Below are 21,263 nucleotides of genomic sequence, written 5' to 3'. Positions count from 1 at the left end.
ATGGTAACGGATGGGCGCGCCACTGCAAGTGTCGTCACAGCAGTTGCGCTTCAGGCAGGGTCAGTGTGCGCGGGATTTTCGAGGCGTCCCAGTGGGCGCTGCCCCAATTCAGCAGCTCCTGCGGTGAGGCGTGGGCCAGTTCGGAGCCCGGGTTTTGCCCCAGTGCGCGCAGCGCCCGCAGCAGCAGCGGGGTGGCCTGATCGGCCTCCAGCGGCGGTGAGCGGTAGGACTTGCCGAGCTTGTTGCCGTCCGGCTGGGTAATCAGGGGCAGGTGCAGATAGCGCGGCTGGCGCAGGCCCAGCAGTTCCTGCAGATAGAGCTGGCGCGGGGTTGAGTCGAGCAGGTCGGCGCCGCGCACGATGTCGGTGATGCCCTGCCAGGCATCGTCCAGCACCACCGCCAGTTGATAGGCGTAGAGGCCGTCGCGGCGGCGGATCACGAAATCACCCACGTCGCGGCCCAGGTGCTGGCGGTATTCGCCCTGCACCCGGTCGATGAAGTGATATTCCAGCTCGGGCACGCGCAGGCGGATTGCGGCGTCTTCCTGACCATGGCCGGCATTGCGACACAGTCCTGGATAAATGCCGTGATAGGGCTCCAGTTGTTTGCGCGAGCAGGTGCAGGCATACGCCAGGCCGTGATTGAACAGGCTGTCGAGCACTTGCGCGTAGGCTTCATGCCGTTCGCTCTGACGGGTCATTTCGCCGTCCCATTCGAAGCCGTAGCTTTCCAGGGCCTTGAGAATCGCTGCCTGCGCCCCCGGCTCTTCCCGAGGCGGATCGAGATCTTCCATGCGCACCAGCCAGCGACCGTTCACCGAGCGGGCGTCCAGATAGGAAGCCAGCGCCGCTACAAGCGAGCCAAAGTGCAGGTGGCCACTGGGTGTCGGAGCAAAGCGGCCGATGTAGGCGGGGGAGGTGTTGGCAGTCATGAGAGCGATGCTACTAGAGAGTCAGAAAACAGCAGAAACAAAAACGGAGCGTTCGCACGCTCCGTTTCTCGTTCAGGTCAGGATTACTTGCCGACCTGCTTTTCCTTGATTTCCGCAAGGTTCTTGCAGTCGACGCACATGTCGGCGGTCGGACGGGCTTCAAGGCGCTTGACGCCGATCTCGATGCCGCAGGAGTCACACCAGCCGTACTCTTCGTCTTCGATCAACTGCAGCGTCTTGTCGATCTTCTTGATCAGTTTGCGCTCGCGGTCGCGGGCACGCAGCTCAAGGGCGAATTCTTCTTCCTGGCTGGCACGGTCGGCCGGATCAGGGAAGTTGGCTGCTTCGTCTTTCATGTGATCAACAGTGCGGTCGACTTCCTGCATCAAGTCCAGTTTCCACTTGGTCAGGATTTTGGTGAAGTGCGCGCGCATGGGCTTGCCCATGTACTCTTCGCCTTCGGCCGGAACGTAAGGTTCGAAACCGCTGATCGCCTGTTGCTGCTGTTGCTTTGCTTGGGTGGGCATGAAATGGACCGCCTCTACTCTTGTAATCCATTGCGCAGGATTGCTCCATCACCGACACCTGCCGGCCCTGCGGCTGCAAGCGGGCGAACTTACCAGATCAATTCGGCCTGCGCTACTCCCGGATGTCGAGCCCGCGGCCGGTGGTGCCTGCAAATGTTTGCCAAGCCATGTCTGGTGGTGCTGGAGACCTGACAATCACTGATTTTAGTCAATCCTGGAGCGTACGTTTGCCTTGTTACAGTCCAGCGTTCTTGAGGCTGTGACCGCTGCGGGTTCTCGCTCGTTCCGGCAGATGGGTAGAATCGTTTCTTTTCACTCGTTGAAGGAAGGCCAATGGCTCAGCCCTACAGTGCGCGCAGTCGTGCGATCGAACCGTTCCATGTGATGGCGTTGCTGGCGCGGGCCAATGAATTGCAGGCCGCCGGCCATGACGTGATCCACCTGGAAATCGGCGAGCCGGACTTCACGACCGCCGAACCGATCATCCGCGCCGGCCAGGCTGCCCTGACGGCGGGGAAAACCCGTTACACCGCCGCCCGGGGCATTCCTGAGCTGCGCGAGGCGATTTCCGGCTTTTATCAGACCCGTTATGGTCTGAATATCGATCCGCGGCGGATTCTGATCACCCCGGGCGGCTCCGGGGCGCTGTTGCTGGCCAGTGCGTTGCTGGTGGACCCGGGCAAACACTGGCTGCTGGCCGACCCCGGTTATCCGTGCAACCGGCACTTTCTGCGACTGGTGGAGGGCGCGGCGCAGCTCGTTCCTGTCGGGCCGGATGTGCGCTATCAACTGACGCCTGATCTAGTGGAGCGCCACTGGGATCACGACAGTGTCGGTGCACTGGTCGCTTCACCGGCCAACCCGACCGGCACGATTCTGACCCGCGATGAGCTGGCGGGGTTATCCACAGCCATCAAGGCGCGGCACGGGCATCTGGTGGTGGACGAGATCTACCACGGCCTGACATACGGCACCGATGCCGCCAGCGTGCTGGAAGTCGACGACAGCGCGTTTGTCCTCAACAGTTTTTCAAAATATTTCGGCATGACCGGTTGGCGTCTCGGCTGGCTGGTGGCACCGGATGCTGCGGTCAGCGAGCTGGAAAAGCTTGCGCAGAACCTCTACATCAGCGCCCCGAGCATGGCCCAGCATGCGGCGCTGGCCTGTTTCGAGCCGGACACCATTGCGATTCTCGAGGAGCGCCGCGCCGAATTCGGCCGTCGCCGCGATTTCCTGCTGCCAGCGCTGCGGGAGCTGGGTTTCAATATCGCGGTGGAGCCGGAGGGCGCGTTCTACTTGTATGCCGATATCAGCCAGTTCGGCGGTGATGCCTTCGCGTTCTGCCGTCACTTCCTCGAAACCGAGCACGTAGCGTTTACCCCGGGGCTGGATTTCGGTCGTTATCAGGCCAGTCACCATGTGCGCTTTGCCTACACGCAAAACCTCCCTCGCCTACAGGAAGCAGTGGAACGCATTGCTCGCGGCTTGAAGAGCTGGCAAGGCTGATGCGTTTTTTTCCTCCTCTTGAAGAAGGCCGGTTGATCCGCCGTTACAAGCGCTTTCTCGCCGATATCGAAACCGTTGGCGGCGAACTGCTGACGATTCACTGCCCGAATACCGGCTCGATGCTTAATTGTCAGGTCGAAGGCGGGCAGGTCTGGTTCAGTCGCTCCAATGACCCCAAGCGCAAGCTGCCCGGCACCTGGGAAATCGGCGAAACCCCGCAGGGGCGGTTGTTCTGCGTGAACACCGGGCGCGCCAATGCGCTGGTCGAAGAAGCCTTGCAAGCCGGTGTCATCAGCGAGTTGAACGGTTTTACCGCGCTGAAGCGCGAAGTGGCGTACGGACAGGAAAAAAGCCGCATCGACTTTCGCCTCGAATACCCGACAGGGCCGGTGTATGTGGAGGTGAAAAGCGTCACGCTGGGTTTCGACGGTACAGCGGTGGCGGCCTTTCCCGATGCGGTGACCGAGCGGGGCGCCAAGCATTTGCGTGAGCTGGCGCATCTTGCGCGAGACGGGATTCGAGCAGTGCAGCTGTACTGCGTGAATCTGACGGGTATCGAAGCGGTACGTCCGGCCGTGGAAATCGACGCTGCCTACGCCGCTGCCTTGCGTGAGGCGGTGGCGTCCGGTGTCGAGGTGCTGGCTTATGGCGTGCGGTTGGGCCATGAGGAAATGTTGATCGATCGTCGACTGGACGTATTGCTTGACGGTTAAACGTCGACCCACAGCCCTTGGGCATCTTCACGGCAATCGATGGCTGTCAGCGATTGCCCGGCGCAAGGGCCCGCCACACATTCACCGTCCTCGATCAGAAACAGTGCGCCGTGAGTGGCGCACTGGATCAGGCTGTTGCTCGGGTCGAGAAACTGGTCGGGTTGCCATTCCAGCCCGACGCCTCGGTGCGGGCAGCGATTGAGATAGACGTACGCCTTGCCGGCCCGGCGCACGGCGAACAGTTTTTGGCCGTCGATCTCGAACCCGCGGCTGGTGGCTTCGAGCAAATCGGCGCCGATGCACAGAAACTTCATGGCTATCCTCAAGTGTCAGCTCGTGTCCGGATATGTCCGAGCTTGACGTTTAAATGCAAACAATTATCAAATGGCCGCCTTCGTCCGCCGCGCGGTGGCCGCTGCCGAGGATACTTGGCCTGCCGCCCCGATGCCCGGGAAAATCCTCTAAGGGAAGCTGTCTATGCGCCTGAGTACCCGCGTTGCCGTGCTGTGTGTCGGACTTTTGGTCAGCCACCAGGCTGCAGCGGCCCAATTGCCGCAACGCTGGGTCAGTGCCGGCGGTGCGTTGTCGGAATGGGTGAGTGCGTTGGGCGGTGAGGCGAAGCTGGTGGGCGTCGACACCACGAGCCAGCATCCAAAGTCCCTCACGTCGCTGCCGAGTATCGGTTATCAGCGCAGTCTGTCGGCGGAAGGCATCCTCAGCCTGCGCCCGGACATCCTGATCGGCACCGAGGAAATGGGCCCGCCGCCGGTCATTTCACAGGTTCGCAGTGCCAAAGTGCAGGTGGAGCTGTTCTCCGCTCAGCCGGACCTGCCGACGCTGGAGAAAAATGTCACCCATCTGGGCCGGTTGCTGGGCGCCGAGACTCAGGCGACTCAGCTGCTGCAAAGTTATCAACAGCAACTCGATGCACAGACGTCGCGCGTGGTGGCGGTGCAGTCAAAACACAAGGCTCCCGGCGTGCTGTTGTTGCTCGGACATGCCGGCGGCAAACCATTGATTGCCGGCAAGGACACCGCTGCCGACTGGATGCTGCAACAGGCGGGCGGACATAACCTGGCCACTCACACCGGCTACAAACCGTTTTCCGTGGAATCCCTGGCCGGACTCGACCCCGAAGTGCTGGTGTTTGCTGACCGCGCACTGACCGGCGAGGCGGCGAAAACGGCTCTGTTCAAGGAAAACCCGATCCTCAATTCCAGCCGTGCGGCCAAGTCTGGTCGCGTGCTGGAGCTGGACCCGACATTGCTGGTCGGTGGGCTAGGGCCGCGTTTACCGGGAGCGCTGAAAACTCTGACTGACGGTTTCTACCCAGGCCAGAGCGGCCAATGACCACACTGGTCAAACCCCGTGGCTTGTTCACCGGCCTGATCCTGCTGTGCCTGTTGGCGATCTGGCTGTCACTGGCTCTGGGGCCGGTCAGCCTGCCGCTGTTCGATACCTTGCGCGCGGCATTGCGCATGATCGGCGTGCCGCTGGCGCCGGACGGGCTGGAGCAGGCTGAGCTGATTCTCGGGCAGATTCGCCTGCCTCGGACGCTGCTCGGGTTGGCAGTAGGCGGCGTGCTGGCGTTGTCCGGGGTGGCGATGCAAGGCTTGTTTCGCAATCCACTGGCGGACCCGGGTTTGGTTGGCGTGTCCAGTGGGGCGGCGCTCGGTGCTGCGGTGGCGATTGTCGGCGGTTCGTTTTTCGGCGGTCTGCCGGAGTGGTTCGGCCCGTACTTATTGTCGGTGTGCGCGTTTCTCGGCGGTCTAGGGGTGACAGCGCTGGTGTATCGGCTCGGCCGTCGCAACGGGCAGACCGATGTCGCGACCATGTTGCTGGCGGGTATCGCCCTGACTGCGCTCGCCAGTTCTGCAGTGGGACTTTTTACCTATCTGGCGGACGACGCCACCCTGCGAACCCTGACTTTCTGGAACCTCGGCAGCCTCAACGGTGCGAGTTATGCACGGTTGTGGCCGCTGCTGATCATCAGTGCCGGCGTCGCGTTGTGGTTGCCGCGCCGGGCGAAGGCTTTGAATGCGTTGTTGCTTGGGGAGTCGGAAGCCGGGCATTTGGGGATCGATGTCGAGCGGCTCAAGCGTGAGCTGGTGTTCTGCACGGCGCTGGGTGTCGGGGCTGCAGTGGCGGCGGCGGGGATGATCGGATTTGTCGGGCTGGTCGTACCGCATCTGGTGCGTTTGCTCGCCGGGCCGGATCATCGCGTGTTGTTGCCGGCATCGGTGCTGGCCGGTGCCAGTCTGTTGTTGCTGGCGGATCTGGTGGCGCGGCTGGCGCTGGCCCCGGCGGAGTTGCCGATTGGCATCGTTACGGCATTCATCGGCGCGCCGTTCTTCCTTTATCTGTTGCTGCGAGGGCGTGCCTGATGTTGCGTGCGCACAATCTGCACATCCGTCGTGGCCGCAAGACCGTGCTGGCTGACGTCAATCTGCAACTGGAGTCGGGTGAAGTGCTCGGCGTGCTCGGCCCCAACGGTGCCGGCAAGAGCACGTTGCTCGGAGCGTTGTGCGGTGAACTGAGTGCCAGCGAAGGCAGTGTTCTTCTCGACGGTGAAAACCTTGGCCATTGGAGCGGCACTCAGCGTGCTCAACGACTGGCGGTATTGCCCCAGGTATCGACGCTGGATTTCGCTTTTCGCGTCGAAGAAGTGGTCGGGATGGGGCGTTTGCCCTATCAGAGCGGGAGAGTGCGCGATGACGAGATCGTTGCCGACGCATTGGCGGCCGCTGATGCCGGGCACCTGAAGGGGCGCAGTTATCTGGCGCTGTCCGGTGGCGAGCGCCAGCGGGTACACCTGGCCCGCGTGCTGGCTCAGTTGTGGCCGGGGCAGGCCGGGCAGACCTTGTTGCTGGACGAGCCGACTTCGATGCTCGATCCGTTGCATCAACACACCACGTTGCAAGCCGTGCGCGAGTTTGCCGATCGCGGCGCTGCTGTGATGGTGATCCTGCATGATCTGAACCTGGCGGCGCGCTATTGTGATCGCATCTTGCTGCTTGAGGGTGGACGTCCGGTGGCACTGGACACGCCTCAGCAAGTGTTGCGCCCTGACTCGCTCAAGGCTGTTTTCGGTCTGGAGGTGTTGGTGCAGTCGCACCCGGAGCGCGGGCATCCGCTGATCATCGCTCGCTGATTTCGTCATCGAGGTGAAAGCATGCGTAGGATTTTTCTGTTTGCGGTGTTGTTGCTTGGCGGTTGCCAACATCTCGCTCCGCCACCGGTCACTGGCGAGATTCGCGACCTGCGTAGCGGAACACTGATTACCCCGCAAGAATTGCTGACGCGTCTGGGCGAGCCGGCGAGGGTGATCGTCGGTGAGCAGCACGACAATGCCGATCACCATGCCGTGCAGTTGTGGCTGTTGCAGAACCTGGGTCGTGAGCGGCCTCAGGGCAGTCTCCTGCTGGAAATGCTCACGCCCGATCAACAAGTGCGGGTCGATGTCGTGCGTCGAGCTCCAAAGGCTCCCACTGATCTTCCGGTCGAGCTGGCGTGGCAGGATGGTTGGGACTGGAATCTCTACGGGCCGATTGTCCGGTTTGCCTTCACGCAACCTTATCCGCTGCTGGCGGCCAATCTCGATAACAGTGAAATTCGTGCGTTCTATCGCCAGCCTCCGGTTCTGCAAGGGGAACGCAGTAACGCCGAGTCGGTGAAAAACGAATTGGCCGGGCAGATCAGCGATTCTCATTGTGGCTTGCTGCCTCAGTCGCAGATGCCGGCGATGCTGGCGGTGCAGCAGCAACGGGATCGGCGTATGGCGACAAGATTGTTGGCGGCGCCTGCGCCAGCGTTGTTGTTCGCTGGTGCGTTCCATGCGCGCAAGGATGTGGGTGTGCCGCTGCATGTGCTGGATCTGGGCACGCCCGAAGCACCTGCAGTGTTGATGCTGGCGGAGCAGGGCAGCGAAGTCACGGCGGCCATGGCCGATTATGTCTGGTTCACACCATCTACACCGAAACCGGATTATTGCACCGAGATGCGTAAACAGTTCGGTCAATGACTTTCTTGCGGGCAAAAAAAGACCCGGTAAAACCGGGTCAAATAACCGTGATTAGCCTGATGAGGAGATAATCTGAGAGTCCGAACCAAGGGCTTTTCAGAATATCGACTGATCTCGCGATCAGTTGTGATAATCATAGCGATTCTCATTAACAAGTCAACGTGTGTTTTTCCATTTCTTCGGTTTTGTTTGGGGAATGGCTGAAAAGCCCTGCAAACACTGGCTTCAGCTTGGACGATCAAGTGCCGTGAGCTGCTTGTTGAGCTGGTCGATGCGCCGCGCCATGCTTTCGATCAGGCTGTGGGCGATTTTCGGATTGCTGCGGGTCATGCTCAGAAACTGATCGCCTGGAATCAGCATCACCGTGCTCGGCTCGCAGGTGATGACCGTAGCGTTGCGGGCCTCGCCGGTGAATATCGCCATCGCGCCGAAGATCTCGTCCCTGGGCACCTCCCCAACCTTGTGCCCGTCGACGAATGCCTGCGCGTGTCCCTCGATGATTACGAACACGTGATCGGCGGGATCGCCTTCGCGGATCAACACTTCTCCGGCCTCGACCCGTTTAAAGCCATTGGTGCAGCGAAACTCCCGTGGCTTCAGTTCGCCAATCGCATGGGCCAGCAGCGCCATTTGCCCGAGCAGATAGTGCAGAAACTGCTCCGAACGTGCCGGTTCTGAATACACATGCTGAAACAAATCGCGTCGACGATAGGGCAGGAGGCTCAGCGGTCCGTCCGAACGCAGGAGGCAATCCGTCCATTCCGGGCTTTGCTGCAGACCGATCAGATCACCTTCCTGCCAATAGAAAAGCGCCCTGCCACCTAACTGGCCGTTGATGACACCCTCTGTCAGTAAAAACAGTTGATCGCCCGGCAACCGAGCCATCAGATCATCCGTGGCCTCCAGTTCCAGTGGGGGCCCACACGGTGCAAGGTCCTGCAGAAAATGACCGGGAAGGCTCTGCAAACGGTTGATCATTGTTTCGGCCGGCGCCGATTGTTCCCCGAGCAGATACATGAAGGTGGGTGCCCGTCAGTTCTTGTGGCGAGAGGAAATGGCTTCCAGCTGTTTGTTCAGAGCGTCCTTGCGTTCGGCGGGAATGTCGTTCCAGTGCACATCCATCAACGCCCCTTCGATTGCATACAACAACACCTTCGACGCTCGGAACCCACGCGTGCGCACGGCCCGATAGGCATCCACGGCGCCCAGGCGACGCAGATCCGAGGCGCTGTGGATGCCCACGGCATGCAGCCATTGCGCCGACGTCTTGCCAAGATTCTTCAGGTGTTGCAGTTCATCATTCATCAAGCCTCCTTGCGACGGCCGAATGGTGCGTGGGCGATCTTCTCAGGAGTGTAGCCATCAGTAGGAAAAGCGTGGTTGTTTGGTCGGATTCGACGCAAACGCTTCTAAGAAAGGTCAGGTTTTCACTGACGAATCAGGTTGGAGAGGGGGGAGGCACGAATGACACCCAGTCCAGCGCAAAGCGGGGGCGCTGGACGGGTTGGCCCTTTGGTGGCTCAGCGGGTGCGATAGCGCAGGCGGGTACCGAAGTTCATCGACATCAGGATTTCGTCTGCACTCAGCTCCGGCGGGAAGTAAGCACCGGAAATCTGTGCGTGGGCCAGGCTGGCGCCTTCCAGCGATGCATTACGAAAGTCGATACCGCGCAGATCAGCGGAACGGAAGTAGGCGTCCCGGAAATCCACGCCGTCGGCGTTCAATTCGCGCAAGTCGAGGCCACGAAAATCACCGCCCACCATGTCAATCGGGCCGTCTTTCGGACGTTCTTTGTTGAAACCGGCTATGTCGTCTTTGTGCAGCAAGGCATAAAGCGGGGTGTCGAGAAGTTTCGGCTGGCTCATGTCAGATCACCTGTTGGTTTTATGACGCCAGTATAGTGCCACTATTTGACGGCCGTGAAGCGAGCGTGGGCTTCACGGCCGAAATAGTTTCTTACAGACCTGGCAGGCGCTGGCGGATTTGCGCCACGACAGTGTCCAGGGTGCCGGACTCATTGGTCTGCACGCGCTTGCTGCGCAGGATTTCGTCCGGAGTCAACGCTTCACGATTGGCTTGCTGTGCTTCGATCACGGCCAGTGTTGCGTCGGAAGGATCCTTCTTGTCTGCCTGACGCAGGGCCAGCCAGCTCTCGATCACCGCTTGTGGTGCGTTGCAGTCGAGGATCAGGAACGGCGTGCCGGTGGCCTCGGCTACCTTGGCTGCGCTGTCACGTTGTTCGCGCTTGAGGTAAGTGGCATCGATCACCACCGGGAAGCCGGCGTGCAGGATCACTTCGGCGATTTCATGCAGGCGAGCATAGGTCGCAGTGCTGGCGTCGGCGCTGTAAATCCCGGCCTGAACATCATTGGCGACGGTTTGCTCACCGAACAGACGTTTGCGCTCGACATCTGAACGCAGGCGAATCGCGCCCAGCGCCTCCACCAGGCGCATGGCAACGTGGCTTTTGCCTACAGCGGATACACCGTGGGTGATCGCCATGAAACGCGAAGGAATAGTGCTGTAGCTTTCCGCCAGGTTGGCGTAGTTGCGGTACTGGCGCAGGGTGGTGGCGCGCTGCACCGGCGTTGCGTCGGCAGGCATGCTGAACAGCGCAACTTTCGCACGGACCAGCGCGCGGTAGGCCTTGTAGAAGTTCAACACTTCCAGGCCCTGATAGTCGCCGGTCAGCTCCAGGTATTGGCTGATGAAGCGACGGGCCAGGGATTTCAGACCGCGGTCTTCCAGGTCCATCGCCAGGAAACCGGTGTCGGCCCAGACGTCGGTGAAGCGAAACGGCTCGTTGAATTCGATGCAGTCGAAGATCACCACTTTGCCATCGATCAGCGTAGCGTTACCCAGGTGAATGTCACCGTGGCATTCGCGGGTGAAACCTTCGGTCTTGCGCTGGGCGAACAGCGGTTTGAGGCGTTCGAAGCTGCTTTCGGCCCAGGCTTGCAAGGCATCCAGTTGCAGCAGATCGGCCTTGTCGCTGAGGAACGGCAGGATTTGTTCGAAGTTCTGGCGTACCGGCGCCATCACGCTTTCAGGGGTGCCGGCATCGTGTTCGGCCGGGACTTTTGGCGCGCTGAGATGGAAGCGAGCGATCTGCTCGGCCATTTCGTCGATGTGCGTGGTGGTCAGTTCGCCATTGGCTTGCAGGGTGCTCAGCAGGCCGGTCTGCGGGAACTGGCGCATTTTCAGCACATATTCAATGGCCGGGCCTTCGCCGCCCAGTTGCGGGGCTTCGGCAGTGCCGGTGACTGGAATCACTTCCAGATACAAATCGTCGGTCAGACGCTGGTTGAGGCGCAGTTCTTCGCCGCAAAAATGCTCGCGGGATTCGAGGCTGGTGAAGTCAAGAAAGCCGAAGTTCACCGGCTTCTTCACTTTATAAGCGTAAGGACCAGTGAGCAGGACCCACGAGATATGGGTTTCTATGACCTGAAACCCTTCGACAGGGTGCGCAAACAGGGCAGGATTTTGCAGGGCGGCGATCAGGGACTGGCTCACAGGCGATCCTTCAGAGTCTGGGGAAATTCGAGGCCGCCATTATGGCCGCTCGCCAGCCCGACGCAAACCTCGGAGCGCTCCTGTTGAGTATGAATAAAGTGCGTATAATCCGCCGCCATGACTCGTACTCGATCCCCCCGCACTTCTAAAAAACCAGCTTCCCGGGGCCTGCGCCCATGGTTGGGCTGGGCCCTGAAACTCAGTCTGGTCGGCCTTGTGGTGCTGGCCGGCTTCGCCGTTTACCTCGATGCCGTGGTGCAGGAGAAATTCTCCGGCAAGCGCTGGACCATCCCGGCCAAGGTATACGCGCGGCCGCTCGAGCTGTTCGTCGGACAGAAACTGAGCAAGGACGACTTCCTCACCGAACTCGATGCCCTGGGCTATCGCCGCGAAGCCGTGAGCAATGGCCCAGGCGCCGCCGCGGTCAACGGCAACACCGTCGATCTGAATACCCGTGGTTTCCAGTTCTATGAAGGCCTGGAAAAACCGCAGCCGGTTCGCGTGCGCTTCTCCGGTGACTACGTGGCCGAGCTCTCGGCGACGAACGGTTCTAAGCTGTCGGTGGTGCGTCTGGAGCCGCTGCTGATCGGCGGGATCTACCCGAAAAACCTTGAAGACCGGATTCTGATCAAGCTCGATCAGGTGCCGCCGTACCTGCTGGAAACCCTGGTCGCCGTGGAAGACCGGGATTACTACAGTCACTGGGGTGTCTCGCCGAAGTCGATTGCCCGGGCGATCTGGGTCAACACATCCGGCGGCAAGATGACCCAGGGCGGCAGTACGCTGACCCAGCAACTGGTCAAGAACTTCTACCTCACCAACGAACGCAGCCTGACCCGCAAGCTTACCGAAGCGATGATGGCGCTGTTGCTTGAGCTGCATTACGACAAGAAGGAAATTCTTGAGGCTTATCTCAACGAAGTCTTCGTCGGACAGGATGGCCAGCGTGCAGTGCACGGTTTCGGTCTGGCCAGCCAGTTCTTCTTTGGCCAGCCATTGTCCGAGCTGAAGCTGCATCAGGTCGCGTTGCTGGTCGGCATGGTCAAAGGCCCTTCCTATTACAACCCGCGCCGCAATCCGGAGCGGGCGCTGGAACGACGTAACCTGGTGCTCGACGTGCTTGAGCAACAGGGTGTCGCCACCGCCGAACAGGTCGAGGCCGCGAAGAAAATGCCACTGGGCGTGACCTCGCGCGGCAAACTGGCCGACAGTTCGTTCCCGGGCTTCATCGATCTGGTCAAACGCCAGTTGCGTGAAGACTATCGCGACGAAGACTTGACTGAAGAAGGCCTGCGGATCTTCACCAGTTTCGACCCGATCCTGCAGATGAAAGCCGAAGCCTCGGTGAATGACACCTTCAAGCGTCTGTCGGGTCGTAAGGGCGCCGACGATGTGGAAGCGGCAATGGTCGTGACCAATCCGGAAACCGGTGAAGTCCAGGCGATGATCGGCAGCCGTCAGGCCAGTTACGCCGGGTTCAACCGGGCACTGGATGCCGTGCGACCAATCGGCTCTCTGGTCAAGCCTGCGGTTTATCTGACCGCACTGGAAAAACCGAGCCAGTACACGCTGACCAGTTGGCTGTCGGATGATCCGCTTTCCATCAAGGGCGCGGACGGGCAGGTCTGGAAACCGCAGAACTACGACCGCCGCTCCCACGGTACGGTGTTCCTCTATCAAGGGCTGGCGCACTCCTACAACCTGTCGACCTCGCGTCTCGGCCTGGCGGTGGGTGTTCCGAATGTCCTCAAGACCATCGGGCGCCTGGGTGTGACCCGTGAGTTCCCGGCGTTCCCGTCGATGTTGCTGGGTGCCGGTGGCATGACGCCGATCGAAGTGGCGACGATGTACCAGACCCTCGCCAACGGTGGCTTCAATACGCCGATGCGCGGGATCCGCAGTGTGCTGACCGCCGAGGGCGAGCCGCTCAAGCGGTATCCGTTCCAGATCGAGCAGCGTTTCGACCCAGCGTCGATCTACCTGATCCAGAACGCCATGCAGCGCGTCATGCGTGAAGGTACCGGTAGCTCCGTCTACAACGTATTGCCCAAGACCCTGACACTGGCCGGCAAGACCGGTACCAGTAACGATTCGCGGGATAGCTGGTTCGCCGGTTTCAGCCAGGATCTGCTGGCGGTGGTCTGGCTCGGCCGCGACGATAACGGCAAGACGCCGTTCACCGGTGCAACCGGTGCGTTGCAGGTCTGGACCAGTTTCATGCGCAAGGCCGATCCGCTTCCACTCGACATGCCGCAGCCGGACAACGTGGTGCAGGCGTGGGTTGATTCGCGCACTGGCCAGGGCTCCGATGCCAACTGTCCGGGCGCCGTGCAGATGCCGTATATTCGCGGCAGCGAACCGCCACCCGGCGCCTCCTGCGCAGGCGAAAGCCCGGCCTCGAGCGAGTCGGTGATGGATTGGGTCAAGGGCTGGATGAATTAAGCGAAGAGGGTTTCAAGTGAACAAGTGGTTGATTCCAGCGGTGACCGCCGTGGCTTTGCTCAGCGGCTGCTCCACCGTACAGCGTGGTTCGATTCCGGTTGTCGATTCGGGCACGGCTGTGTCCAACAGCGAACGCATTTCGGCCAATGGCGGCTTCCGGCAGACGACAGTGAAACGTCCTGTGCAGGGTCAGACTCAGGCTATCCCGCAAGGCGATACCGGTGTGGTAGTGATGGTGCCGGGCGGCGCTGCAACGTCGACGCCGATCAGCACTTCGCCGATTGTGCCGGGCCCGGCGTCCGGTGGTATCACTGCGGGGCCATACAACCCTTCGCCGGTCGAATCGGCACCGATCAGCTCCGGCAGCTACAGCATGCCTTCGACACCGAGCGGCATTCCTTCGGCCAGCAGCAGCGGCGGCGGTCTGTCCGCCGACGAGCAGTTGGACGGGCCGGTGCTCGCCTTGCTGAGCACGGCGCAGCAACAGCAGGCCGGCGGCGACCTCAACGGCGCATCCTCCAGCCTTGAGCGCGCTCAACGCGTTGCTCCGCGTGAGCCGCAAGTGCTTTACCGCCTGGCACAAGTGCGCATGGCTCAGGGCGATGCCCCGCAAGCCGAGCAAACCGCCCGCCGCGCGCTGACCATGGCCAATGGTCGTCCGGACTTGCAGGCCAGCCTGTGGGAGCTGATCGCTCAGGCGCGTGAGAAACAAGGTGATTCCGCCGGCGCCGCACTGGCGCGTCAGAAGGCCAAGGTTTCGCTGTGATGGACGCGCGCTTCTCGAAAGTCGCCGATCAACTGTTGTTGATCGAGCGAGAACTGCGTGCCCAGGGCTGGTGGGATGAAGTCCAGCCTTCGACCGAAGCCTTGAGCAGTGTCGAGCCGTTTTCGGTCGACACCCTCGATTTCGAGCAGTGGCTGCAATGGATCTTCCTGCCGCGGATGAAGATGATCCTCGAACAGAACCTGCCATTGCCCAATGCCTCGGGCATTCAGGAAATGGCCGAAATGGTCTTCGCCCAACGCAATCTGCAAGGCAAGGACCGGCAGTTGCAGGTGTTGCTCAAAGAGTTCGACCAGCTGATCACTGCTTCGCGCTGAACGGCCGGCTGCCAGTGATCACTGGCAGTTCTCGGCAATCTGTTTCTGCGTCTCTGCGATACGCTCTTGACGTTGTGTATCGCTCAGGCGACGCAACTCTCCCTCGGTTTCTTCCCTCAGGCGCGGATTGTTCTGCAGTTGCGCCAGATTCGTACGCGCCTGTTCGCAGAAGGTCTTTAGCTGAGCCTGTTGCTCAGCGACCTGTTTCCTGACCTTGTCGTCAATGGCTTTCTGATCGCCCAGTGGGCCGCTGCCGGGTATTGCGGCGGGGCGCGGAGCGGGCGAGGGCGGCGTTTGCAGGGTGGTCGCCGATTGTCCCTGCGGCGGCTGCGCATCGAAGTGCGTGACACCTTGGGCATCGACCCATTTGTAGATCTGACCGGCCATGCACCAGGGGCTGAGGCCGATCAGCAGTATGACGAGGAGCGTTCGCATGCTGATTCCTTGGCAAAATTGCGCAATTGACGCTAACAGAGTAGCGCTTTTCAGGTTTTTTCTTGCGTTCTCATGTGCTTACCCACAATTAAGCACATTGACGGCTTGACTTGGAGAGGGCGAAACAGAAGAATCCAAAGTCCGCTGTACAGGGACTGCCAGAAGCAGACCCTCTCGGCAGATCATGAGGCGCATATCCGCGTCGACCTGTTACACCCGCAACGCGTTACCTCGCGCTGGGTGGGAAAGGCCCGCAACACTTGGGACGATCCCAATACTTGCTCAGTCAGTGCTGACGTAGTCGGCGACCACCGTCGCTCATGCTCTGCCGAGAAGTAAACCTATTAAGACCCGTTCGCCTTTTTGTGGACGGTATTCTGGCGTTTTAGAGGTGAACAACGTGGAGCTTTTATCTGGCGGTGAGATGCTCGTCCGCTTTTTGCGTGACGAAGGCGTCAAATATATCTACGGGTACCCAGGTGGTGCTCTTCTTCATGTTTACGATGCCCTGTTCAAAGAACCGGAAGTGACCCACATCCTGGTTCGTCACGAACAAGCGGCTACCCATATGGCTGACGGCTACGCCCGTGCCACCGGTAAAGCCGGCGTGGTATTGGTGACTTCCGGTCCTGGCGCCACAAACGCCATCACCGGTATTGCCACGGCCTACATGGACTCGATTCCAATGGTGATCATTTCCGGTCAGGTGCCAAGCACCATGGTCGGCACCGATGCGTTCCAGGAAACCGACATGATCGGTATCTCCCGGCCGATCGTGAAGCACAGCTTCATGATCAAGCACGCTTCGGAAATCCCGGAAGTCATGAAGAAAGCCTTCTACCTGGCGCAATCCGGTCGTCCGGGCCCGGTCGTGGTCGATATCCCGAAAGACATGACCAACCCGGCCGAGAAGTTCGAATACATCTTCCCGAAGAAAGCCAAGCTGCGTTCCTACAGCCCGGCCGTTCGCGGTCACTCCGGGCAAATCCGCAAGGCGGCAGAAATGCTCCTGGCGGCCAAGCGTCCCGTGCTTTACTCCGGCGGTGGCGTGATCCTCGGCAACGGCTCCGCGCCGCTGACCGAACTGGCGCAAATGCTCAACCTGCCGGTCACTAATACCTTGATGGGCCTGGGTGGCTACCCTGGCACTGATCGTCAGTTCATCGGCATGCTCGGCATGCACGGCAGTTACACCGCGAACCTTGCGATGCACCATGCCGACGTGATCCTGGCAGTGGGTGCGCGTTTCGATGATCGCGTGATCAACGGTGCTCCGAAGTTCTGTCCGAACGCCAAGATCATTCACATCGACATCGACCCGGCTTCGATTTCCAAGACCATCAAGGCTGACGTGCCGATCGTTGGTCCGGTGGAGAGCGTCCTGACCGAAATGGTCGCGATCCTCAAGGAAATCGGCGAAACCCCGAACAAGGAAGCGGTTGCCAGCTGGTGGAAGCAGGTTGACGAGTGGCGTGGTGATCGTGGCCTGTTCCCTTACGACAAGGGCGACGGCAGCAAGATCAAGCCACAGACCGTGATTGAAACCCTGTGCGAAGTGACCAAGGGTGACGCCTTTGTGACCTCCGACGTGGGCCAGCACCAGATGTTTGCTGCGCAGTACTACAAGTTCAACAAGCCGAACCGCTGGATCAACTCCGGTGGCCTGGGCACGATGGGCTTCGGTCTGCCGGCGGCGATGGGTATCGCTCTGAGCTTCCCGGACACCGATGTTGCGTGCGTCACCGGTGAAGGCAGTATCCAGATGAACATCCAGGAACTGTCGACCTGCCTGCAATACGGTTTGCCGGTCAAGATCGTCATCCTGAACAACGGTGTTCTGGGCATGGTTCGTCAGTGGCAGGACATGAGTTACGGCAGCCGTCACTCGCACTCCTACATGGAATCCTTGCCTGACTTCGTCAAGCTGGCTGAAGCCTATGGCCACGTCGGCGTGCGCATCACCGAATCGAAAGATTTGAAGTCGAAGATGGAAGAGGCGTTCGCCATGAAAGATCGCCTGGTGGTGATCGACATTTCGGTCGACACCAGCGAGCACGTCTATCCGATGCAGATCAAAGACGGCTCCATGCGCGATATGTGGCTGAGCAAGACGGAGCGTACCTAATCATGCGGCACATTATTTCCTTGCTTCTGGAAAACGAACCCGGTGCTTTGTCTCGCGTAGTCGGCCTGTTCTCGCAGCGCAACTACAACATCGAAAGCCTGACCGTGGCGCCAACCGAAGACCCGACCCTGTCGCGTCTGACGCTGACCACTGTCGGCCACGATGAAATCATCGAGCAGATCACCAAAAACCTGAACAAGCTGATCGAAGTGGTCAAGCTGGTGGACCTGTCGGAAAGTGCTCACATCGAGCGCGAGCTGATGCTGGTCAAGGTCAAGGCCACTGGCGCCCAGCGCGCCGAGATCAAACGCACCACCGATATCTACCGTGGACAGATCGTCGACGTCAGCGCCAGCGTGTATACCGTTCAATTGACCGGAACCAGCGACAAGCTCGACAGCTTCATTCAGTCCATCGGCACCGCATCGATTCTGGAAACCGTCCGCAGCGGCGTTACCGGTATTGCCCGCGGCGACAAAGTACTCAGCATCTAAACCAAATTAGCGAATGGCCTGAACGGCCTGGATATAAAGGGGAAATTCATGAAAGTTTTCTACGATAAAGACTGCGACCTGTCGATCATCCAGGGCAAGAAAGTTGCCATCATCGGTTACGGCTCCCAGGGTCACGCCCAAGCGTGCAACCTGAAAGACTCCGGTGTCGACGTTACCGTCGGTCTGCGTAAAGGTTCGGCCACTGTTGCCAAGGCAGAAGCCCACGGCCTGAAAGTGACCGACGTGGCTGCCGCTGTTGCCGGCGCCGACCTGGTCATGATCCTGACCCCGGACGAGTTCCAGTCTCAGCTGTACAAGAACGAAATCGAGCCGAACATCAAGAAGGGCGCCACCCTGGCCTTCTCCCACGGCTTCGCGATCCACTACAACCAGGTTGTTCCGCGTGCCGACCTCGACGTGATCATGATCGCGCCGAAAGCCCCGGGCCACACCGTACGTTCCGAGTTCGTGAAGGGCGGCGGTATTCCTGACCTGATCGCGATCTACCAGGACGCTTCGGGCAACGCCAAGAACGTTGCGCTGTCCTACGCCGCTGGCGTGGGTGGCGGCCGTACCGGCATCATCGAAACCACCTTCAAGGACGAGACCGAAACCGACCTGTTCGGCGAACAAGCCGTTCTGTGCGGCGGTACCGTTGAGCTGGTAAAAGCCGGTTTCGAAACTCTGGTTGAAGCTGGCTACGCGCCGGAAATGGCCTACTTCGAGTGCCTGCACGAACTGAAACTGATCGTTGACCTCATGTACGAAGGCGGTATCGCCAACATGAACTACTCGATCTCCAACAACGCTGAATACGGCGAGTACGTGACTGGTCCGGAAGTGATCAACGCCGAATCCCGTCAGGCCATGCGCAACGCCCTGAAACGTATTCAGGACGGCGAATACGCCAAAATGTTTATCAGCGAAGGCGCAACCGGCTACCCTTCGATGACCGCCAAGCGTCGTAACAACGCCGCTCACGGTATCGAAATCATCGGCGAGCAACTGCGCTCCATGATGCCGTGGATCGGTGCCAACAAGATCGTCGACAAAGCCAAAAACTAAGTCGTAGAACCTTGTATGAAAAAACGCGGCCTCGGCCGCGTTTTTTCGTATGGGCGGGCGGTTCTGGTATAAAGCTGCATCGTTTGTGGCCGAACCGTCGTCCCAGACGCCTGTCGAAAATGTCCAATCCGTTGCAAGGTACTGTCCATGAGCGAACGTCCCGAAGAGCCGAACCAGGCTTCCGACGCCGAAAGCCTGCTGCCCATCGATGAACATGTCGAAGAAGGGCATGACGCAGAAGGTCGTAAAGTCCGGCATCGTGGTATCTATCTTTTGCCGAATCTGTTCACCACTGCGAACCTGTTTGCAGGGTTCTATTCCATCATCAATTCGATGAGTGCCCAGGCTGCGTTGAGCGCCGGGGACTCGGTGAATGCGAGCAAGTACTTCGCTTTCGCGGCTATCGCGATCTTCGTCGCCATGGTGCTCGATGGTCTCGACGGCCGTGTGGCACGCATGACCAATACCCAAAGTGCATTCGGTGCCGAGTACGACTCACTCTCGGACATGGTTGCCTTCGGCGTCGCGCCGGCATTGCTGGCATTCGGCTGGGCCTTGGGTGACATGGGCAAGGTCGGCTGGATGGTCGCCTTCATCTATGTGGCCGGCGCGGCGTTGCGTCTGGCGCGCTTCAATACTCAGGTGGGCACCGCAGACAAGCGTTACTTTATCGGCCTGGCCAGTCCGGCAGCTGCCGGTGTGGTCGCGGGGATTGTCTGGGCGTTCAGCGATTACGGGATCCAGGGTTCGAAGATGTCGTTCCTGGTTGCATTGATGGTGGCGGCTGCCGGCATGCTGATGGTCAGCAACATCAAGTACAACAGCTTCAAGGAGCTGGACTTGAAAGGGCGCGTACCATTCGTGGCGATCCTGGCGGTGGTGCTGGTGTTCGCCGTGGTGTTCAGTGACCCTCCGCGTATTCTGCTGCTGGTGTTCCTGGCCTATGCAGCCTCGGGTCCTGTGCAGTACCTGTTGCATCTTCGTCGCCACAAAAACGTCGAGTGATGTAATTTCCCTCATACTCCGCAGTCTATGGGTGCATCTGTCCTCCAAAACTGCGGAGTTGTCATGCTGATCAAAATCCCCAAGGCGTCCGACTGCCATGAGTCGGACGTCACGCCTGAATCCATTTATCTCTCTCGCCGGCAATTGCTCGGAGCGACTGCGGTTGGCTTGGCCGTGAGCAGCTTGCCGGGCTGGGCCAGTGCCGAAGAGGCTGCCCGCTATGCCGATGTCGAAGCCGGAAAAGCGCCCACCTGGTTTGCCGAGAAACTGCCCTCTGTCAAATGGGGTGCGGTGAACGTCAAGGATGAGGCGATTACGCCTTTCAAAGACGCGACCCATTACAACAACTTCTATGAGTTCGGCACCGACAAGGGTGATCCGGCGGCCAATGCCGGTTCGTTGAAAACCGAGCCGTGGAGTGTTGTCGTGGACGGGGAGGTAGGTAAGCCAGGGCGTTATGCTCTGGAAGACTTCATGAAACCTTACCAGCTGGAGGAGCGCATCTATCGTCTTCGCTGTGTCGAGGCATGGTCGATGGTGATCCCCTGGATCGGTTTCCCTATCTCGGCGTTGTTGAAGCAGGTAGAGCCTACTTCCAATGCCAAATACATACGCTTCGAAACCCTGCAGGATCCGAAAAGCATGCCCGGACAGCGTTCGGGATTTGCCCTGATCGACTGGCCTTACGTAGAAGGCTTGCGTCTGGATGAGGCGATGAATCCCTTGGCGATTCTGGCGGTGGGTATGTATGGCCGCGAGTTGCCAAATCAGAACGGCGCGCCGTTGCGTTTGGTGGTGCCATGGAAATACGGCTTCAAGAGCGTCAAATCCATCGTGCGGATCAGTCTGGTCAGCGAGCAGCCGAAGACAACGTGGCAGAGCATCGCGGCGGATGAATACGGGTTCTATGCGAATGTGAATCCTACGGTCGACCATCCACGTTGGACTCAGGCGCGGGAGCGACGACTGCCCAATAGTCTGTTCAAGCCGAATGTGCGTGATACGCAGATGTTCAACGGCTATGCGGACGAGGTCGCTTCTTTATATACAGGTCTCGATCTGCGGAAGAATTACTGATGCGATATCCGTTCTGGCGTGTGGGCGTCTTTCTGGGGGCGGTGATCTGGCCGCTGTTTTGGTTCTATCAGGCCTTTACTGATCTGCTTGGGCCGGATCCGGGAAAGGTCCTGGTTGATCGGCTGGGGCTTGGAACATTGGTATTGCTGTTGATCACTCTGAGTATGACGCCGCTGCAGAAACTTACGGGGTGGGCCGGGTGGATTGCTGTGCGCCGTCAGTTGGGGCTCTGGTGTTTTGCTTATGTGGTTCTGCATCTTGGCAGCTATATGGCTTTCATTCTCGGTTTCGACTGGTCGCAACTGGGC

Annotated in this window: 23 protein-coding genes (1 of these 23 cut by a window edge); 15 read left to right on the top strand and 8 right to left on the bottom strand. The window is 59.8% G+C overall.

Annotated elements, in window-relative coordinates:
- Positions 1 to 34: 34 nt before the first annotated feature.
- Positions 35 to 931 carry a tRNA glutamyl-Q(34) synthetase GluQRS gene (gene gluQRS / locus NH234_RS25395; RefSeq protein WP_367254652.1) on the bottom strand — a complete coding sequence of 299 codons (897 nt, stop codon included), beginning with the start codon at positions 929 to 931 and terminating at the stop codon, positions 35 to 37.
- 83 nt (positions 932 to 1,014) lie between these two features.
- Positions 1,015 to 1,458, bottom strand: a complete 444-nt coding sequence (gene dksA, locus NH234_RS25390; RefSeq protein ID WP_085712147.1) for an RNA polymerase-binding protein DksA — start codon at positions 1,456 to 1,458, stop codon at positions 1,015 to 1,017.
- A gap of 333 nt (positions 1,459 to 1,791) precedes the next feature.
- Between dksA and NH234_RS25385 the strand changes: the two genes are divergently transcribed.
- The gene (locus NH234_RS25385) at positions 1,792 to 2,964 is read left to right on the top strand and encodes a pyridoxal phosphate-dependent aminotransferase (RefSeq protein WP_367254650.1); all 1,173 of its coding nucleotides are present in this window, start codon (positions 1,792 to 1,794) and stop codon (positions 2,962 to 2,964) included.
- Entirely contained in the window at positions 2,964 to 3,677 is a 714-nt protein-coding gene (gene sfsA / locus NH234_RS25380) for a DNA/RNA nuclease SfsA (protein ID WP_367254649.1), read from the top strand. Before NH234_RS25385 ends, sfsA begins: the two co-directional genes overlap by 1 nt.
- On the opposite strand, the gene NH234_RS25375 is transcribed toward sfsA, so the two are convergent.
- A complete protein-coding gene (locus NH234_RS25375; RefSeq protein WP_085732813.1) occupies positions 3,674 to 3,991 on the bottom strand; it encodes a Rieske 2Fe-2S domain-containing protein in 318 nt (105 codons plus the stop codon). The genes sfsA and NH234_RS25375 overlap by 4 nt on opposite strands.
- 163 nt (positions 3,992 to 4,154) lie before the next feature.
- Here NH234_RS25375 and NH234_RS25370 point away from each other — a divergent pair, with 163 nt between their 5' ends.
- The 4 genes from NH234_RS25370 to NH234_RS25355 are packed head-to-tail and all read left to right on the top strand — an operon-like array spanning position 4,155 to position 7,698.
- Complete coding sequence (locus NH234_RS25370; protein WP_367254647.1) at positions 4,155 to 5,027, top strand: hemin ABC transporter substrate-binding protein; 873 nt, start codon at positions 4,155 to 4,157, stop codon at positions 5,025 to 5,027.
- Positions 5,028 to 5,077: 50 nt separating this feature from the next.
- Positions 5,078 to 6,061, top strand: a complete 984-nt coding sequence (locus NH234_RS25365) for an iron ABC transporter permease (RefSeq protein WP_170929640.1) — start codon at positions 5,078 to 5,080, stop codon at positions 6,059 to 6,061.
- Positions 6,061 to 6,828: a heme ABC transporter ATP-binding protein gene (locus NH234_RS25360; RefSeq protein WP_367254646.1), complete on the top strand. Its 768-nt coding sequence runs from the start codon at positions 6,061 to 6,063 to the stop codon at positions 6,826 to 6,828. Before NH234_RS25365 ends, NH234_RS25360 begins: the two co-directional genes overlap by 1 nt.
- Positions 6,829 to 6,849: 21 nt before the next feature.
- Complete coding sequence (locus tag NH234_RS25355) at positions 6,850 to 7,698, top strand: ChaN family lipoprotein (RefSeq protein ID WP_367254644.1); 849 nt, start codon at positions 6,850 to 6,852, stop codon at positions 7,696 to 7,698.
- Positions 7,699 to 7,923: 225 nt separating this feature from the next.
- Here NH234_RS25355 and NH234_RS25350 read toward each other — a convergent pair whose 3' ends face one another.
- The 4 genes from NH234_RS25350 to NH234_RS25335 all read right to left on the bottom strand — a co-directional run bounded on the left by NH234_RS25350 (position 7,924) and on the right by NH234_RS25335 (position 11,211).
- Entirely contained in the window at positions 7,924 to 8,715 is a 792-nt protein-coding gene (locus NH234_RS25350) for a Crp/Fnr family transcriptional regulator (protein ID WP_367254641.1), read from the bottom strand.
- 15 nt (positions 8,716 to 8,730) lie between these two features.
- Complete coding sequence (locus tag NH234_RS25345) at positions 8,731 to 9,003, bottom strand: TfoX/Sxy family protein (protein ID WP_003228231.1); 273 nt, start codon at positions 9,001 to 9,003, stop codon at positions 8,731 to 8,733.
- A 215-nt stretch (positions 9,004 to 9,218) separates the two neighbouring features.
- A complete protein-coding gene (locus NH234_RS25340) occupies positions 9,219 to 9,563 on the bottom strand; it encodes a pentapeptide repeat-containing protein (protein WP_065261603.1) in 345 nt (114 codons plus the stop codon).
- 91 nt (positions 9,564 to 9,654) lie between these two features.
- Positions 9,655 to 11,211, bottom strand: a complete 1,557-nt coding sequence (locus NH234_RS25335; protein WP_367254637.1) for an AAA family ATPase — start codon at positions 11,209 to 11,211, stop codon at positions 9,655 to 9,657.
- A gap of 117 nt (positions 11,212 to 11,328) precedes the next feature.
- Between NH234_RS25335 and mrcB the strand changes: the two genes are divergently transcribed.
- From mrcB to NH234_RS25320, 3 genes are read left to right on the top strand one after another with little or no spacing between them, the layout of a single operon-like run.
- Complete coding sequence (gene mrcB / locus NH234_RS25330; protein ID WP_085732806.1) at positions 11,329 to 13,653, top strand: penicillin-binding protein 1B; 2,325 nt, start codon at positions 11,329 to 11,331, stop codon at positions 13,651 to 13,653.
- Positions 13,654 to 13,669: 16 nt separating this feature from the next.
- Entirely contained in the window at positions 13,670 to 14,419 is a 750-nt protein-coding gene (locus NH234_RS25325) for a hypothetical protein (RefSeq protein ID WP_367254635.1), read from the top strand.
- Positions 14,419 to 14,754 carry a YqcC family protein gene (locus tag NH234_RS25320; RefSeq protein WP_085732804.1) on the top strand — a complete coding sequence of 112 codons (336 nt, stop codon included), beginning with the start codon at positions 14,419 to 14,421 and terminating at the stop codon, positions 14,752 to 14,754. Before NH234_RS25325 ends, NH234_RS25320 begins: the two co-directional genes overlap by 1 nt.
- An 18-nt stretch (positions 14,755 to 14,772) precedes the next feature.
- Here NH234_RS25320 and NH234_RS25315 read toward each other — a convergent pair whose 3' ends face one another.
- Positions 14,773 to 15,189 carry a DUF4124 domain-containing protein gene (locus NH234_RS25315; RefSeq protein WP_085732803.1) on the bottom strand — a complete coding sequence of 139 codons (417 nt, stop codon included), beginning with the start codon at positions 15,187 to 15,189 and terminating at the stop codon, positions 14,773 to 14,775.
- A 400-nt stretch (positions 15,190 to 15,589) separates the two neighbouring features.
- Here NH234_RS25315 and NH234_RS25310 point away from each other — a divergent pair, with 400 nt between their 5' ends.
- The 6 genes from NH234_RS25310 to msrQ all read left to right on the top strand — a co-directional run.
- A complete protein-coding gene (locus tag NH234_RS25310) occupies positions 15,590 to 17,314 on the top strand; it encodes an acetolactate synthase 3 large subunit (RefSeq protein ID WP_085608788.1) in 1,725 nt (574 codons plus the stop codon).
- A gap of 2 nt (positions 17,315 to 17,316) precedes the next feature.
- Complete coding sequence (ilvN, locus tag NH234_RS25305; protein WP_003205610.1) at positions 17,317 to 17,808, top strand: acetolactate synthase small subunit; 492 nt, start codon at positions 17,317 to 17,319, stop codon at positions 17,806 to 17,808.
- Between the two features lie 48 nt (positions 17,809 to 17,856).
- Positions 17,857 to 18,873, top strand: a complete 1,017-nt coding sequence (gene ilvC, locus NH234_RS25300) for a ketol-acid reductoisomerase (protein WP_007959661.1) — start codon at positions 17,857 to 17,859, stop codon at positions 18,871 to 18,873.
- Between the two features lie 147 nt (positions 18,874 to 19,020).
- On the top strand, positions 19,021 to 19,878 hold the full coding sequence (gene pssA / locus NH234_RS25295; RefSeq protein ID WP_085732802.1) for a CDP-diacylglycerol--serine O-phosphatidyltransferase: 858 nt from the start codon (positions 19,021 to 19,023) through the stop codon (positions 19,876 to 19,878).
- A gap of 63 nt (positions 19,879 to 19,941) precedes the next feature.
- Positions 19,942 to 20,955, top strand: coding sequence for a protein-methionine-sulfoxide reductase catalytic subunit MsrP (gene msrP / locus NH234_RS25290; protein WP_085732801.1), 1,014 nt, complete (start codon positions 19,942 to 19,944; stop codon positions 20,953 to 20,955).
- On the top strand, positions 20,955 to 21,263 hold the start of the coding sequence (gene msrQ / locus NH234_RS25285; RefSeq protein ID WP_367254630.1) for a protein-methionine-sulfoxide reductase heme-binding subunit MsrQ. Its footprint extends 315 nt past the window's final position; the window shows 309 of its 624 coding nt (coding positions 1-309); it begins with the start codon at positions 20,955 to 20,957; the stop codon falls past the right edge of the window. The genes msrP and msrQ overlap by 1 nt, the downstream gene beginning before the upstream one ends.

It is taken from the genome of Pseudomonas sp. stari2 (assembly GCF_040760005.1).
Lineage (GTDB): Bacteria > Pseudomonadota > Gammaproteobacteria > Pseudomonadales > Pseudomonadaceae > Aquipseudomonas.
This window is presented reverse-complemented; position numbering and strand designations above follow the sequence as displayed.

What these genes read in the sequence shown, in the direction of transcription:
- NH234_RS25360 (WP_367254646.1), top strand. Translation starts at nt 6,061, where the DNA reads ATGTTGCGTGCGCACAATCTGCACATCCGTCGTGGCCGCAAGACCGTG.
- dksA (WP_085712147.1), bottom strand. Translation starts at nt 1,458, where the DNA reads ATGCCCACCCAAGCAAAGCAACAGCAGCAACAGGCGATCAGCGGTTTC.
- mrcB (WP_085732806.1), top strand. Translation starts at nt 11,329, where the DNA reads ATGACTCGTACTCGATCCCCCCGCACTTCTAAAAAACCAGCTTCCCGG.
- pssA (WP_085732802.1), top strand. Translation starts at nt 19,021, where the DNA reads ATGAGCGAACGTCCCGAAGAGCCGAACCAGGCTTCCGACGCCGAAAGC.
- NH234_RS25345 (WP_003228231.1), bottom strand. Translation starts at nt 9,003, where the DNA reads ATGAATGATGAACTGCAACACCTGAAGAATCTTGGCAAGACGTCGGCG.
- NH234_RS25315 (WP_085732803.1), bottom strand. Translation starts at nt 15,189, where the DNA reads ATGCGAACGCTCCTCGTCATACTGCTGATCGGCCTCAGCCCCTGGTGC.
- gluQRS (WP_367254652.1), bottom strand. Translation starts at nt 931, where the DNA reads ATGACTGCCAACACCTCCCCCGCCTACATCGGCCGCTTTGCTCCGACA.
- NH234_RS25375 (WP_085732813.1), bottom strand. Translation starts at nt 3,991, where the DNA reads ATGAAGTTTCTGTGCATCGGCGCCGATTTGCTCGAAGCCACCAGCCGC.
- NH234_RS25370 (WP_367254647.1), top strand. Translation starts at nt 4,155, where the DNA reads ATGCGCCTGAGTACCCGCGTTGCCGTGCTGTGTGTCGGACTTTTGGTC.
- NH234_RS25340 (WP_065261603.1), bottom strand. Translation starts at nt 9,563, where the DNA reads ATGAGCCAGCCGAAACTTCTCGACACCCCGCTTTATGCCTTGCTGCAC.
- NH234_RS25320 (WP_085732804.1), top strand. Translation starts at nt 14,419, where the DNA reads ATGGACGCGCGCTTCTCGAAAGTCGCCGATCAACTGTTGTTGATCGAG.
- NH234_RS25355 (WP_367254644.1), top strand. Translation starts at nt 6,850, where the DNA reads ATGCGTAGGATTTTTCTGTTTGCGGTGTTGTTGCTTGGCGGTTGCCAA.
- msrP (WP_085732801.1), top strand. Translation starts at nt 19,942, where the DNA reads ATGCTGATCAAAATCCCCAAGGCGTCCGACTGCCATGAGTCGGACGTC.
- ilvN (WP_003205610.1), top strand. Translation starts at nt 17,317, where the DNA reads ATGCGGCACATTATTTCCTTGCTTCTGGAAAACGAACCCGGTGCTTTG.
- NH234_RS25350 (WP_367254641.1), bottom strand. Translation starts at nt 8,715, where the DNA reads ATGTATCTGCTCGGGGAACAATCGGCGCCGGCCGAAACAATGATCAAC.
- ilvC (WP_007959661.1), top strand. Translation starts at nt 17,857, where the DNA reads ATGAAAGTTTTCTACGATAAAGACTGCGACCTGTCGATCATCCAGGGC.
- NH234_RS25385 (WP_367254650.1), top strand. Translation starts at nt 1,792, where the DNA reads ATGGCTCAGCCCTACAGTGCGCGCAGTCGTGCGATCGAACCGTTCCAT.
- sfsA (WP_367254649.1), top strand. Translation starts at nt 2,964, where the DNA reads ATGCGTTTTTTTCCTCCTCTTGAAGAAGGCCGGTTGATCCGCCGTTAC.